Annotated in this window: 14 protein-coding genes; 5 read left to right on the forward strand and 9 right to left on the reverse strand. The window is 65.0% G+C overall.

Going from position 1 to position 14,473, the window contains the following annotated elements; all coding sequences use genetic code 11:
- Window positions 1–25: 25 nt before the first annotated feature.
- Entirely contained in the window at window positions 26–763 is a 738-nt protein-coding gene (locus ACYCVF_RS26430) for a hypothetical protein (protein WP_459601253.1), read from the reverse strand.
- Here ACYCVF_RS26430 and ACYCVF_RS26435 point away from each other — a divergent pair.
- From ACYCVF_RS26435 to ACYCVF_RS26445, 3 genes are all read left to right on the forward strand, one after another.
- Complete coding sequence (locus tag ACYCVF_RS26435; protein ID WP_459601255.1) at window positions 756–986, forward strand: hypothetical protein; 231 nt, start codon at window positions 756–758, stop codon at window positions 984–986. The two genes, ACYCVF_RS26430 and ACYCVF_RS26435, sit on opposite strands and share 8 nt — an antisense overlap.
- A gap of 64 nt (window positions 987–1,050) precedes the next feature.
- Window positions 1,051–2,094: an ABC transporter substrate-binding protein gene (locus ACYCVF_RS26440; RefSeq protein WP_459601257.1), complete on the forward strand. Its 1,044-nt coding sequence runs from the start codon at window positions 1,051–1,053 to the stop codon at window positions 2,092–2,094.
- Complete coding sequence (locus ACYCVF_RS26445; protein ID WP_459601259.1) at window positions 2,091–4,796, forward strand: hybrid sensor histidine kinase/response regulator; 2,706 nt, start codon at window positions 2,091–2,093, stop codon at window positions 4,794–4,796. Before ACYCVF_RS26440 ends, ACYCVF_RS26445 begins: the two co-directional genes overlap by 4 nt.
- A 31-nt stretch (window positions 4,797–4,827) precedes the next feature.
- Here the strand turns inward: ACYCVF_RS26445 and ACYCVF_RS26450 are convergent, their stop codons facing one another.
- Window positions 4,828–5,250, reverse strand: a complete 423-nt coding sequence (locus ACYCVF_RS26450; protein WP_459601261.1) for a GFA family protein — start codon at window positions 5,248–5,250, stop codon at window positions 4,828–4,830.
- Window positions 5,251–5,415: 165 nt separating this feature from the next.
- A complete protein-coding gene (locus ACYCVF_RS26455) occupies window positions 5,416–6,303 on the reverse strand; it encodes a LysR family transcriptional regulator (RefSeq protein ID WP_459601263.1) in 888 nt (295 codons plus the stop codon).
- A gap of 129 nt (window positions 6,304–6,432) precedes the next feature.
- Here ACYCVF_RS26455 and ACYCVF_RS26460 point away from each other — a divergent pair, with 129 nt between their 5' ends.
- Together ACYCVF_RS26460 and ACYCVF_RS26465 are read left to right on the forward strand one after the other, a co-directional pair.
- Window positions 6,433–7,371 (forward strand): ring-cleaving dioxygenase, encoded by a 939-nt coding sequence (locus tag ACYCVF_RS26460; protein ID WP_459601265.1) that lies wholly within the window; start codon window positions 6,433–6,435, stop codon window positions 7,369–7,371.
- Window positions 7,368–7,994, forward strand: coding sequence for an alpha/beta hydrolase (locus ACYCVF_RS26465; RefSeq protein WP_459601267.1), 627 nt, complete (start codon window positions 7,368–7,370; stop codon window positions 7,992–7,994). Before ACYCVF_RS26460 ends, ACYCVF_RS26465 begins: the two co-directional genes overlap by 4 nt.
- Before the next feature lie 100 nt (window positions 7,995–8,094).
- Here the strand turns inward: ACYCVF_RS26465 and ACYCVF_RS26470 are convergent, their stop codons facing one another.
- From ACYCVF_RS26470 to ACYCVF_RS26495, 6 genes are all read right to left on the reverse strand, one after another.
- Window positions 8,095–8,541, reverse strand: a complete 447-nt coding sequence (locus ACYCVF_RS26470) for an SgcJ/EcaC family oxidoreductase (RefSeq protein WP_459601269.1) — start codon at window positions 8,539–8,541, stop codon at window positions 8,095–8,097.
- 495 nt (window positions 8,542–9,036) lie between these two features.
- Window positions 9,037–10,533 (reverse strand): ABC transporter substrate-binding protein, encoded by a 1,497-nt coding sequence (locus ACYCVF_RS26475; RefSeq protein WP_459601271.1) that lies wholly within the window; start codon window positions 10,531–10,533, stop codon window positions 9,037–9,039.
- Between the two features lie 53 nt (window positions 10,534–10,586).
- Window positions 10,587–11,591: an ABC transporter ATP-binding protein gene (locus ACYCVF_RS26480; protein ID WP_459601273.1), complete on the reverse strand. Its 1,005-nt coding sequence runs from the start codon at window positions 11,589–11,591 to the stop codon at window positions 10,587–10,589.
- Window positions 11,588–12,601 (reverse strand): ABC transporter ATP-binding protein, encoded by a 1,014-nt coding sequence (locus ACYCVF_RS26485; RefSeq protein WP_459601275.1) that lies wholly within the window; start codon window positions 12,599–12,601, stop codon window positions 11,588–11,590. Before ACYCVF_RS26485 ends, ACYCVF_RS26480 begins: the two co-directional genes overlap by 4 nt.
- Window positions 12,602–12,603: 2 nt before the next feature.
- Window positions 12,604–13,491 carry an ABC transporter permease gene (locus tag ACYCVF_RS26490; protein WP_459601277.1) on the reverse strand — a complete coding sequence of 296 codons (888 nt, stop codon included), beginning with the start codon at window positions 13,489–13,491 and terminating at the stop codon, window positions 12,604–12,606.
- Window positions 13,488–14,438: an ABC transporter permease gene (locus tag ACYCVF_RS26495; RefSeq protein WP_459601279.1), complete on the reverse strand. Its 951-nt coding sequence runs from the start codon at window positions 14,436–14,438 to the stop codon at window positions 13,488–13,490. The genes ACYCVF_RS26490 and ACYCVF_RS26495 overlap by 4 nt, the downstream gene beginning before the upstream one ends.
- Window positions 14,439–14,473 lie beyond the last annotated feature (35 nt).

A 14,473-nucleotide genomic window follows, 5' to 3' on the forward strand; every position in this document is an offset into this window, starting at 1 on the left:
GGGAGAATGTCGCGATCGCCCGGCATCAGAACTGGCCGGGCGGAAGCTTGAAGATGTCGGGGCTCTTGGCGTCGGCGACGTAGAACAGCAGAAGGCTGGTCGGGGTCAGCACGCGGTTGTTCTCCTTGGTCTCGAATGTGCCCTGGAGGAGCAGGATCACCGAGCGATCCTTGGCGTCGCTGCCGCGGAACATCACGATGCCGCCGTTGACCGGCATGTTGACCGCGATGGAGTCGGGCTTGAAGCCTTCGCTGAGGAAATGGGCGCGCAGGATGTTGGCGTTTGAGAACAGCTTCTCCGGCGTCATCGCCGCGTCGGTCCCCTTCGACCAGACGGCGCCGACCTGGATCAGCGACTTGGACTTGTAGCCGAACACGTAGGAGAGCTCGGCGGAGCCGCCGTTCGGCAGCAGGTCCGGAACGGACAGCAGGATGCTGCGTGTCAACTCGGACGCATTGTCCTGCGCCTTGATGGCGTCGGGCTTTGCGTTGAAATCCCTGGCCATCGCCGCGCGCACGTCGGCCTCGTTCATGCCGAATTTGGCGGAGCGGAAGCCGTCGATCGCCTTGCTCTTGTCGTCTGCGGCCGGTGCCTCGGCCGCGGCGGCCGATGTCGCGCCGGCGGCGGCCGGTGTACCCGCCGAGCCGGCCTTGGCCGCCGGCGCAGCCTTCTGCTTGGGCACGGCACCCTGGGCTGCGAGCGGCCCGACTGCAACGGCGGTGAGCAGGCCGACGAGGGCCGGAACGAGATAGATTTTGCGCATCGAGAACCTTCGAAACAACCTGAAACAACGCTTTAAAAATCAGCAGCACGAAATCGGCGTCCCCGACCGTCAGCTCAACCGGACTGAAATTATTGCAACGCCACAAGGCGTTACAAAGCGGCAGGAGAAGACGAAGCTCGAAACAGCGACTCTTTGGCAGCAAAGGCATACGGTATCGGGCTGCCAAACGCTGCGAATGAGCATTCACAAGCGCATTTTTTGATCAATTGTGGTCACCAGCCTTTCGCGTTATGCAACCGCTTGGGGAACGTTTTGCGAAGCATTGCATGATCGAGCGGCCCGCTCCTGCCCACACTGTGCCGGCGGTTGCCCGCCGCGATGTCCTTCGCCTTGCGAGTGCAGCCGCCGCAGGATGGATTGCGCTCGGCGCAACGTCGGATCGCATGCGGATCGTCGCGTCGCTGACTGCATTGCCACTCGACGACGAGCTGACCAGGCGCAGCATGATTGACACCGCGACCTCTCGCCTCGGCGGTCTCATCGTCGGCTTGAGGCAGCGTGGCTGGGTCGAAGGCGTCAACTTCCGCCTCGAGCTCCGTTCGGCCCACGGCGGACCGGACAGATTGAAGACGGCCGTTCAGGAATTGCTCGACCTCAGGCCGGACGTGATCCTGACGGGGTCGACCGTCGAAACCGCGGCCGTCCTTGCCGCCACCAGGACCATCCCGGTGGTGTTTGCGACCGCGAACGATCCCGTGGGCAACGGCTTCGTCGAAAGCCTCGCGCACCCCGGCGGCAACGTCACCGGCTTCACCAACAGCACGGCGGAGATGGGCGGCAAATGGCTTCAGCTGATCCGCGAGGCCGTGCCTGACGTCGCGCGTGTCGGCGTGCTGTTCAACCCGGCGACCACGCCCCGCGGCGGGCGCTTCTTTCTCGAATCGATCGAGCAGGAGGCCGCGGCGTCCGGCGTGTCCGCGATCCCCGCGCCCGTCCATGCGCCCACGGAGATCGACGAGGCCTTCAGGCGCTTTTCCGAACCGCCCAAGGCGGCGATGCTTGCGTTGGTCGACAGCTTTCTGGTGGTCAACCGGCAGCAGGTCGTCGCGGCAGCCGCCAAATGCCGCGTCCCGACGATCTATCCGTTCCATTACTTCATGGATGCCGGCGGGCTGATGAGCTACGGACCGACGCTCGAGGTGCGCTCGGCCGATTATGTCGATCTCATCCTGCGCGGCACCAAGGCCGGGGATCTGCCGGTGCAATCGCCGCGGAAATACGAGCTGCTGATCAACCGCACCGTCGCCCGCACGCTCGGCTTGACGATCCCGTTCATGCTGCTCGCGCGCGCCGACGAGATCCGCGAGTGAACGAAGCGGCCGACCAGGCACATCTGCGGACGCCTCCCGGCCGGCTGTTCAGGAAATATCTCTACTCGATCGTCACCCTTGCCTTTGCCGCGCTTGCGATCAACACCGCCTTCGACGTCTGGTTCTCCTATCGCGAGCAGAAGCAGCTGCTGGCAGCGACACAGCGCGAGCAGGCGGCGTCCGCGGCCATTCAGATCGGCCAGTTCATCGGCCAGATCGAAAACCAGATCAGATGGCTCGCGCGCCTGCCGCCCGAGCTATCGACCAACGAGGACGAGCGTCTGAATGCGATCCGCCTCCTGCGCCTTTCGCCTGCGATCGCGGAGATCGCCAAGCTCGACGCGCAAGGCCGCGAGCAGGTGCGCGTGTCGCGCCGCGTCGCCGACAGGGTCGGCAGCAAGGCCGATCTTTCCGCCTCGCCCGCCTTCCGCGGAGCCAATGACAGCCGGGGCTATTACGGTCCCGTCTATTTCTTCGGCGACACCGAACCGTTCATGACGCTTGCCACGCGCGGCGCCGGCCACGCGCCCGATGTGATCGTCGCCGAGGTCAATCTGCGCTTCATTTGGGATCTGGTGGCCGGAATCCGGGTCGGCAACACCGGCAAGGCCTATGTGGTCGATCGCATGGGGGTCTTGATCGCGCATCCCGATCTGTGGCGGGCACTGCAGCGGAGCGACCTTTCCGGACATGCTGACGTTCGCGCCGCGCTCGACGGCATCGGGCCGCCCTCGGGCGGTCTGGTCAAGGAGGATCTGTCCGGCCAGCGCGTGCTGTCGACCTATGCGACCGTGCCCTCGCTCGGCTGGCTTGTGTTCGTCGAGCTGCCGCTGGCCGAAGCCTACGCGCCGATCTATGCATCGATCGGCCGCTCGACGTTTCTTCTCGTCATCCTGCTGGCCTGCGCGGTGCTGGTCTCCCTCTTCCTTAGCCGGCGCATGACCGTGCCGATTCAGATCCTGACGCAGGGGGCGCGGCGGATCGGCAGCGGCGATCTCAGCTCGCGGCTCGCGATCAAGACCGGTGACGAGCTGGAGGCGCTTGGTGACCAGTTCAACCGGATGGCTGCTCACTTGCGCGAGTCCTACGCGACGCTCGAGCGCAAGGTGATCGAGCGCACCTCGGAGCTGGAAAAGGCGCGCGATCACGCCCTTGCCGAGCACGAGGCCGCCGAGCGCGCGCGCAACGTCGCCGTGCAGGCCAACGAAACCAAGTCGCGCTTCCTCGCGGTCGTCAGCCACGAGCTGCGCACGCCCCTGAACGGCGTCATGGGCGTGTTGCAATTGCTGGACGACGGCAGCCTCAGCGAGGCCCAGCACCGCCACCTCGCCACCGCCGCGGCATCGGGAGAAACGCTGATCGCACTGGTCGATGCGGTGCTGGAATATGCCCGTCTGGAAGCCAGCAAGGAGGTGCTGGAGACGCGCGACTTTCGTCTCGACCAGCTCATCGGAGCCGCTGCCGACCTGATGCGGCCGCAGGCGGTCGACAAGGGATTGACCTTCGATCTCGCCTGCGATGCGACGGTCGACACCACCGTGCATGGCGATCCGGTGCGCCTCAATCGCATCCTGCTCAATCTGATCGGCAACGCGATCAAGTTCACGGCCAGCGGCGGCATCGGCTTGAGCGCGGCGGCCGAGCGGCGCGATGATCAGATCCTGCTGCGCATCATTGTTCGCGACACCGGCATCGGCATCGCGCCCGAGCTGCACGAGCGGATCTTCGAGGACTTCGTCCAGGCCGACGACAGCATTGCGCGGCGGTTCGGAGGCACCGGACTCGGCCTCGCGATCGCGCGCCGTCTCACCCGCCTGATGCGCGGCGAGCTGACGGTTGCCAGCATGCCGGGCGCGGGCAGCACATTCACGCTCGAAGTGCCGCTTGGCCTTGCCCGGAGCGGCATCGCGCAAGGTGTGCTGCCGCCACCCCAGCGCCAGCTCCGCGTGCTGCTGGTCGACGACGACCCCGTCAATTGCGAGGTCGGCGAAGCGATCCTGAAGCGGCTCGGCCATCGCGTCGCGATCGCCAGGGACGGCGGATCGGCCGTTTCGCTGGCGCGGGATCAGGCGTTCGACGTCATCCTGATGGATCTGCACATGCCGGACATGGACGGCGTGGAGGCGGCCTCGCGGATCGGCAAGCTCGGCCTTCGCAAGATGCCGCGCATTATTGCCGTGACCGCCGACGTATCGCGCAGCGCCCGCGAGCGGCTCGCCGGCGCAGGCATCGCCATGGTCGTCAGCAAGCCGATCCTGATCAACGCGCTGCGCAAGGCGATCGAGGACGATCCCGGCGAACAGCCGGCAGCAGTGCAACTCGCGACTGGCGGACTGATCGACCGGCACTTTCTCGACGATCAACGGGAGCTGCTCGGCGCCGTGCAGATTGCAAAGCTCCACCATCTGCTCGAAGAGACCGGCGCAAGATTGATCGACGCCATCGCCAAGGCTGCGGCGATCGGCGATCACGTGCAGCTTGCGCGATCCGCGCACCAGCTCGGCAGCGCGGCAAGCGCGCTTGGGCTCGTCCGCCTGTTCGATCGCTGCCGCGAGGTCGAGCTGGCGGCGCCCGGGATGTCGGCGCCCGAATGCCAGAGCGCCGCGCGTGAACTCGCCGAGCTTCAACGCGCCTCGATGCGGGCGCTGGACGAGCTGCTTCTTGCTGAACAGGGTCAATCGATTAGAACGTGCACATCCTGACCTCCGGGGCAGAAATCGGCGCCGAATACGACTAGGTTTGTTCCATAGGCCGATTTTGATCGCGCAACAGGAGAAGTCCGTCTGGAAAGCGAACCCACGCGAGCTTTGACTCGCACCAAGCCGCCACCTGCGGCGCAGGAAAGCTTGTGTCCGCGAAGCAGCCGACGGGAATTCCGATGATGCCGGGCAGGAGTTCGAGACTTGTGCTCACCGTCGATCCACATATGGGGCAAAACAGAAATTCGACGTTCTTACCTGAAGTACCCTTCCGGGCAAAAGTAACCCCATTGCCGGAGCGTACCCTCACCTGCTCAGCGCTCCACCTCGACGAAAGCGCAAACGCGCTGCCTGAACGTTTCTGGCATCGCGTACAGTTGCAAGCCGACACAAAGGCAGGCTCGCCTTCCACGGTTAGATTCAGCTGTTCGCATTGGCAGCTCGCGGTTCGTATCATGCCGTTAGCCTCCGTCCGGAGCGATCGAGAGTAATACGATAGGCTCGCTTTTCAACTGAAGATTGTGAATTGGGCTATCAGCGAGCTCGGATCAACGTCCTCGTTTAGTCATGATTGTGTAGTTCATAGGCGCTTCCATTTTTTGTCCGCGTGCATCAGCGTGCGTCACAGCCCGCCAAACCGCTCCACCAGAAAATCAATAAACAGCCGCACCTTCACCGACAGATGCCGCGTCGGCGGATAGACCGCGTAAAGCGCGAGCGGCGGCGCGGCATACTCATCCAGCACCGTACGCAGATCGCCTTTCCGCAACGCATCAGCCGCGATGAACTCCGGCAGCAGAGCCAGCCCCCTGCCCTTGATCGCGACGTCGCGCAGCACCTCGGCATTGTTGACGCAGAGCGACCAGGCCGGCTGGATCCAGTGATCGCCGTCGGCACCGGTCAGCTTCCACTGGTTGCCGGTGAGCAGGAAGCCGTAGGTCAGCGAGGCGTGCTCGCGCAGATCTTGCGGATGCTTTGGCGTGCCGTGACGCGCGAGATAATCCGGCGAAGCGCAGATCATGCGCGCCACCGGCATGATCTTGCGGGCGATCAGGCTCGAGGATTCCAATTCCGCGATGCGTAGCGTGACGTCGAAACCGTCCTGGACGGGATCGAGCAGATCGTCGCTGAGCACGATCTGGAGTTGAAGCTCGCCATAGCGCGCCATGAAATCGGCGAGTACCGGCCCGAGCCGCATCGTGCCGAACGACATCGGCGCGTTGACCCGCAACAGGCCGCGCGGCGCCGACTGCGCCTGCGCCACCGCCTGATCCGCGGCCTCGATTTCCGAGAGGATCACGACCGCGCGCTCGAAATAGCGCTGGCCGCCCTCGGTCGGGCTGGCGTGCCGCGTGGTCCGGTTCAACAGCTGGACGCCGAGGCTCTCCTCGAGGTCGGCGATGTATTTGCTGATCGCCGAGCGCGACAGCCGCAGCTGGCGGCCGGCTTCAGCAAAGCTGCCGCTTTCGACCACCTTCACGAAAGCCCGGAGGCTGCCGAGCTTATCCACGGGCTCGCCCCAACGATTGTTTCCAAATCATAGACATAGCGGTCATATTTGCATGGATTGTCTCCAATCCAAAGCGGAACGATATTTCCGGCCAGAGCAAGACCGCTCCCCGAATCTTGGAGGACGACAATGTCTGGACTGCACCATGTCACCGCGATCGCCGGCGATCCCATCAAGAATTTCGGCTTCTACACCAGGGATCTCGGCCTGCGCTTCGTCAAGAAGACGGTCAATTTCGACGATCCCGGCACCTATCATTTCTATTACGGCGACGAGACCGGCCGTCCCGGCACCATCCTGACCTTCTTCCCCTGGGCGGGCGTCCCCGCCGGACGCCGCGGCGTCGGCGAGACCCATCAGACGGCCTTCCGCGTGCCGCAGCGCTCGCTCGGCTACTGGACGCAGCGCTTCACCGAGAAGGGCATCGCGTACGAGGCGCTGGAGAAGCGTTTCGGCGAATCCGTGCTGCCGTTCACTGATCCGGATGGCATGGCGCTGGCGCTGGTCGGCGTTCCCGGTGCCGAGAACGAACCCGGCTGGAGCAACGGCGACGTCCCGACCGAGCATGCGATCCGCGGCTTCCACGGCGTGACCCTGCTGCTCGACAGCGCAGCGAAGACGGCTTCCGTCCTCACCGACGTGTTTGGCTTCAAGGAGACCGGACGCGAGGGGTCCGTGATCCGCTTCAAGGCACCGGGCGATGCCGAAGGCAGCGTCGTCGACATCTACGAGGCCAAGGGCTTTCTGCGCGGACATCAGGGCGGCGGCTCGGTGCACCACATCGCCTTCCGCGCGACCGACGATGCCGAGCAGGGCAAGATGGCGCAGAAGCTCGTCAACAATCACGGACTGCACCCGACCGAGCAGAGGGACCGCAACTACTTCCGCTCTATCTACTTCCGCGAACCCGGCGGCGTGCTGTTCGAGATCGCGACCGACATCCCCGGCTTTGCCGTCGATGAGCCCGTCGCGACGCTGGGGCGTGAGCTGAAGCTGCCGAGTTTCCTCGAAGCGCAGCGCAAGCAGATCGAGGACGTGCTGCCGAGCCTGGAGGAGACCGTGTCATGACCGCAAGTGCATTCATCCATCGTTTCGAGCCCGCGACCAGCGCGGGCTCCCCTCCTCTGCTGCTGTTGCACGGCACCGGCGGCGACGAGAACGACCTGCTCGGGCTTGGCAGGATGATCTCGGCCGAGTCCGCCCTGCTCTCGCCGCGCGGCCGCGTGCTCGAGCACGGCATGCCGCGTTTCTTCCGCCGTCTCGCCGAAGGCATATTCGACGAGGAGGATGTGCGCCGGCGCGCGCACGAGCTTGGCGACTTCGTCGCCGAGGCGAGGCAACAATACGGCCTCGCCGCGCCGGTCGCGGTCGGCTTCTCCAACGGTGCCAACATCGCCGCGGCGGTGTTGCTGCTGAAGCCGGAGGCGCTTGCGGGTGCGATCCTGCTGCGGGCCATGGTGCCGCTGTCGGACCCGCCCAAGGCCGAACTCGGCGGCAAGCCGGTGTTGCTGCTGTCCGGGCAGGCCGACCCGATCGTGCCGGCGAGCAATTCCGCAAAGCTTGCGGCGCTGTTGTCGCAAGCCGGGGCGCGTGTCGAGCACAAGGTGCTGCCCGCAGGCCATCAATTGTCGCAAGCCGACGTCACGCTGGCCCGCAACTGGATCGGCAACGTCGACGCGGAAGCGGCTTGATCTCAAGGCCGCCTGATCTAACGAGCGACGCATCGTTCCCAAACGATGCGCCGCTTCGGATCTCCAGACCGGCGCATTGCGGCCAGAAAACTTGCGATCGTCATTGGCGAGTGGCCGACAACGGCGACGAATGGTGGTGGACAATCATCCATCGCCCCTCTCGTTTTGCGAGCACCATGGTAAAGCGCGATGGCCGGGGAGCATCGTTTTCTGCAGCCCGAGCAAAATTGTAGAATCCGGTCCCCACGACGGACGCCTCGTCGAGAACGATTGTCCGTCGCTCGACAATCGTGTTTTTGCGACCGCTCCCCGGCAGATCCTGGAAATATTTCCGGATTCCTTCCGCGCCTTCGGACATCACCGGGCTCGTCGTACCGAGAAGGATCGCGTCGGGAGCGTACAGAGCCACGAGCGCATCACGATCGTTTGCAGTGTACGTCGCTGACCATTGGTCGATGACCGCATTGGCCTCATCCGCAGGTCCCGCAAGCGCGACGGTTGAGAAAGTCCCGAGCCAAAGACATACCGCTGCCGCCAGACTTTTCATCATAGCCTCCCAGTGCAAGCGTCACGATCGATGACGGTCACAGCGTAAGCAGCGCTCAGGTCATTACTGCTTGCTTGAACGCGAACTCCAGCGTGAGGCCGGCCGCAGTACGTGGATTGGCAAACTTCAATTCATCGTCGGTAGTCGGCGTCACGATCCGACGCTCCGCACTTCATTCGGAATTACCGATAAGACATCATGTCAGTGTTTTGCCCGACGGGTCAAGGGCACTCGCCGGCTTGGGCAAGTATTTCAGACCAGCTGTGCAAGCCATTGAAATAACTAACCCCGTCTACTGTGCATGGGGTTGTTTTCAGATTTTGTTCTTGCGCTCTTCCTCCCCCCTTGTGGGAGAAGGTGGCGCGAAGCGCCGGATGAGGATCTCTATCCGCGGATAAAGCTGCCCAAGAGTCAGAGAGGGTACGCGGAGGCATACCCCTCACCCGAGCGAGTCCGTGTCTATTAGCGGAGCCGCCCTCTCCAACGGAGCAGTCGCTACTCCCAATACCATGTCGAGAAATCGTTCTCGTATTGCGGCACGTCCTTCCAGACGCCCTTGAGCTTCTTGTTGGTGATCGTGATCAGCTGCGGCTGGTAGAGGTAGGCGGAGACGGCGTCGGTCGCGAGCATGCGCTGCGCGTCGCCGAGCAGTTTTGCGCGGGCAGCCTCGTCCGGCGTCGAGACGATCTGCTTGTAGAGCGCGTTGAACCTCTCGTTGTTGTAGCCGAGATAGTAGTCCGGCTCGGTGACCTTGACGAGATCGAACGGCTCGACATGGCTGACGATGGTGAGATCGAAATTGTGCGGACCGTTGGGCGCGAACACCTGCGAGAGCCATTGCGCCCATTCGACGTTCTCGATCTTGGCGACGATGCCGACCTTGGCGAGCTGGGCTGCGACGATCTCGCCGCCCTGCCGCGCATAGGACGGCGGCGGCAGCTTGAGCGAGAGCTCGAGCGGCGTGGTCACGCCGGCCTCGGCGAGCAGCTTCTTGGCCTTCTCGGGATCGTAGGGGTTGATGCCGGTGGTGTCGACAAAGCCCAGCGCGCCCGGCACGTAGAAGCTGCCGATCGGCGTGCCGAAACCGTCGACCGCCCCCTCGATGATCGCCTTGCGGTCGATCGCGGCAAGGATGGCGCGGCGGACGCGAACGTCGTCCAGCGGCTTCTTCCGGTGGTTGATGCCGACGATCGTCTTGGCCCTGGAGCCGCCGACCTGGACGTTGAAGCGCGGATCGGCCCTGAACTGCGCGAGCGCGCGCTGTGCGGCGACACGCGGGAACGCATCGACGTCACCCGACAGCAGCGCGGCGGTCTGCGCCGCCGGTTCGGAGATGAAGCGGATCGTCACCTTGGACAGCTTGACCGCAGCGGCGTTACGGTAGTCGGCCCATTTGGACAGCGTGATCGAAGAGCCCTTGGCCCAAGCTCCCAACTGATAGGGCCCGGTGCCGACCGGCTGCGTGACATTGGTGCCCGCGCTCTTCGGCTCCACGATCGAGCCGCTCGCCTGCCCGAGCAGGAACGGCAGGTTCGGCTCGCCATGCTTCAAGGTGATCACGATGGTGTCGGCGTCGGACGCATCGACCTTCTCGAAGGCCTGGAACAGGCTCTTGTCCTTGTTGGTGCTGGTCGGCGCGGCGTTGCGCTCGAACGAGAACTTCACCGCCGCGGAATTGAACGGCTCGCCGTTGTGGAATTTGACGCCCTTGCGCAGCTTGAACGTATAGGTCTTCAGGTCGGGCGATGCAGTCCAGCTCTCGGCCAGCAGCGGCGAGACCGAGCCGTCCTCGTTGATCTTGGTCAGCGTCTCATAGATGTTGTAGAGCGTGACTTCGGCGATCGCGGCGGCGGCGGCATTGGTGGGATCGAGGCCCGGCGGCTCCAGTGCCATCGCCATGACGACACTGTCCTTCTTGGACTGCGCCGATGCCGGCAAAGGCGCTGCGACGAGGGCGGCGGCGAAGGCGATGATCGATAGTTTCCTCAACATGCATAACTCCCCGGCCTGCTGACTTTCCGGCCTATGCCAATTCACGGTGGACACTAACCTTCCATGACCGCCTGCGGCAACGCCATCACGGCTTCGGCCTTGTGGCAGGCGGCAAGGTGCCCCTCGCCGACCTTGCGTAACTCAGGCGGAACCTCGCGGCAATGCTGGTCGGCGAGCGGACAGCGCGCGGCATAGGGGCATCCGGTCGCCGCCGCCGAATGCGAGGCGACCGGCTGGGCCCCGCGCCGCCGCCGGCCACTGACGGGGCGCGCCCGCGGCACCGCATCCAGCAGCGCCCGCGTGTAAGGGTGGGCGCAGCGCTCGAACAGATCCTCGGGGCAGCCCTGCTCGACGATGCGACCGAGATACATCACCGCGACCTCGTCGCAGAGATAGTCGACGACGGCGAGGTCGTGGCTGACCAGGATGTAGCTGAGGCCGAACTGCTCCTGGAGGTCCTGCATCAGGTTCAGCACTTGCGCCTGCACGGATACGTCGAGCGCGGAGACCGGCTCGTCGGCGACGATCAGCTTCGGTTGCGTGATCAGGGCGCGCGCAATGGCGATGCGCTGGCGCTGACCGCCGGAGAACTCGTGCGGATATTTCTCCATGTCCGCATCGCGCAAGCCGACCTGGCGCAGCACCGCCGCGACGCGTTCGCGGAACGTCGTGCGGTCGGCGCCATCCAGCACGGTCAACGGCTCGGCGACGATGCGGGCGATGGTCTGGCGCGGATCGAGCGAGCCATAGGGGTCCTGGAACACCATCTGGAAATCGCGCCGGGCGCGGCGCAGCTCGTCGGCCGGGATATGGTTGAGATCGCGGCCAAGCAGCGCGACCTTTCCCGAAGTCGGCCGCTCCAGCGCCATCACCACCCGCGCAAAAGTCGACTTGCCCGATCCGGACTCGCCGACGACGCCGAGGCTCTTGCCGGCCTGGACCTGCACGCTCACGCCGTTCAGCGCGCGCACCTGTCCAGGCGACCGGAACAGGCTTTCGCGGGGCAGCCTGTAGCGCTGCTCGAGATCCCTGACGTCGAGAAGCGGCGCGGCGGTCATGCGGTCAGCGCTCCGACGCGTTCTGCCATCGAGACATCCGTCCTGATACAGCGCACGCCATGGCCAGGTCCGACCTCCACCACCTGCGGCAGCGCGGCGCGGCACTGATCGATCACGAGTGGGCAGCGATCGGAGAAGGTGCAGCCGAAAGGCAGATCGGCGAGCTCCGGCACCGTGCCTGGGATGGTCATCAGCCGCGTTCCCTTGCGCGCACCGAGCTTCGGCCGGGCACGGAACAGGCCCTGCGTGTAGGGATGCCCCATGCGCCGGAACACCTCGTCGGTCGGCCCGTTCTCGACGACGGCGCCGCCATACATGACCATCATCCGCTGCACGTTCTCGGCGATGACGCCGAGATCGTGCGAGATCAGGATCATCGACATGCCGCGCTCCTCGACGAGATCGGCGATGAGGTCGAGGATCTGGCCCTGGATGGTGACGTCGAGCGCGGTGGTCGGCTCGTCCGCGATCAACAGGTCGGGCTCACAGGCGAGCGCCATGGCTATCGTGATGCGCTGGCGCTGGCCGCCGGAGAACTGGTGCGGGTAGGCATCGACGCGCCGCGCCGGATCAGGCAACCCGACGCGGTCGAGCAACGCGATCGTCTCGCGCCGGGCCTGCGAGGCCGAATAATTCTTGTGACGCCGCAGCGGCTCGGCCACCTGATGGCCGATCGTGTGCATCGGATTGAGCGAGGTCATCGGTTCCTGGAAGATCATGCTGACGCGGTTGCCGCGCAGGCGGCAATAGTCGGCGTCCGAAAGTCCGACGAGCTCATCGCCATCCAGCCTGATGCTGCCGCTGACGACCGCGCTGTCCGGCAAGAGGCCCATCAGCGAGAGTGCCGTGACCGATTTGCCGCAGCCGGATTCACCGACGAGCCCCAGCGTCTCGCCGCGCTTCAAGGTAAAGCTGACGCCGCGCGCGGCCTGTGCCGGCCCGCGGCTGGTGTTGAGGCGGATGCCGAGATTGCTGACTTCGATCAGCGGCATGGTCGGGCGCTCGCCCATGATCACCGCTCCCGCGCCAGTCTGGGATCGAGCAGGTCGCGCAATCCGTCACCGAGAAGATTGAGGCCGAGCACCGCGATCGCGATCGCAACGCCGGGATAGACCGCAAGCATCGGGGACTGGAACAGCAGCGTCTGCGCATCGTTCAGCATCCGGCCCCAGGACGGTTGCGGCGGCTGCGTGCCGAGGCCGAGATAGGACAAGGCAGCCTCGGCGAGAATGGCGAGCGCGAACTGGATCGTGACCTGCACGATCAGGATCGACAGGATGTTGGGCAGGACGTGCTCGATCGTGATGCGGAAGCGTCCCTTGCCAGCAGCACGTGCCGCCAGCACGAACTCGCGCGCCCAGATCGCGTTGGCGGAGCCGCGCGTCAGCCGTGTCAGCGTCGGGATCTGGAAGATGCCGATTGCGACGATCGAGGTCACCATGCCCGGCCCCGCCACCGCTGCGAGCATGATCGCGGAGAGCACCGCCGGAAAGGCGAAGCTGAAATCGGCGAAGCGCATGATGATCTCCTCGGTCCAGCCGCGCCTGGCCGAGGCCGTCAGGCCGAGGCAGACGCCGAAGGTCAGACCGATGCTCACCGCGATGATGCCGACCATGATGGTGGAGCGCGCCCCCGCAAGCAGCAGCGAGACGACGTCCCGGCCGAAGGAGTCGGTGCCGAGCCAATGCGACGAAGACGGCGGCCGGAGTTTCGAGGCGATGTCGATTTCGTAGGGCGACCACGGAGTCCACACCAGCGACAGCAGCGCCGAGGCGACCACCAGCAGCGTCAGCGCGCCGCCGAGCACGAAGCTGCGATGGCGCAGCGCGCGGCGCCAGAACGTCCGGGCCGGGAGCGGCCGCGTTGCGATCGGCGCGTCAATTGTCAGGGGCGCGCTCACAGGTCGTGGACCTTGATACGGGGATCGATGACGGCATAGAGCACATCGACCGCGAAATTGACGATGACGACCATGGCGGCGAGCAGCATCACGCAATTGCGCACCACGATCAGGTCGCGGTTGGCAATCGACTGGAAGATCAGCCGGCCGAGGCCCGGCAGGTAGAACACGTTCTCGATCACAATGGTGCCGGCCAGAAGGTTGGCGAATTGCAGCCCCATCACCGTCATGACCGGGATCATGGCGTTGCGCAGCACGTGGCGCCACAGCACCTCGCGCTTGCCGAGCCCTTTTGCACGCGCGGTGCGGACGAAGTCTTCGCGCAACACCTCCAGCACCGCCGAGCGTGTGACGCGCGCGAGGATGGCGGCCTGCACCACCGCAAGCGAAATCGCCGGCAACAGCAGCGACTTGATTCCCGGCCAGATGCCGTCCTCCCATCCGGCAAAACCGCCCGCCGAGAGCCATTGCAGCCGCACCGAGAACAACAGCACCAGGAGGATCGCGAACCAGAAGTTCGGCAACGCGATGCCCACCTGGGTCAACGACATCACGCCGACATCGCCGAGCCTGTTGTGATTGGCGGCGGTGTAGATGCCGGCGGAGAGCGCCAGCGTCACCGTGATGGTCATCGCCATGATCGCAAGCGGAATGGTCAGCACCAGCCGCTCCGCGATCAGGCTGGCGACCGGCGTGCCGTAGACGTAGCTGTTGCCGAGATCGCCGGAGAGAAGTCCCTTGATCCATTGCAGGTAGCGGACCGCCAACGGCTGGTCGAGCCCGAGCTTGACGGTGAGCGCGCGGACCGCATCCGCCGAGGCATCGGCGCCCATCAGCATCTGCGCGGCGTTGCCGGGAAGCGCGTCGAGCACCAGGAAGATGATCAGCGAGGCGCCGACCAGCGTCGCCAGCAGGGTCAACAGACGTCGGAGGAGAAAGACGCTCATGCGCGCTCGGCTTCGGGGCTCAACCCAAGCACGAT

Source organism: Bradyrhizobium cedriense, from assembly GCF_054602315.1.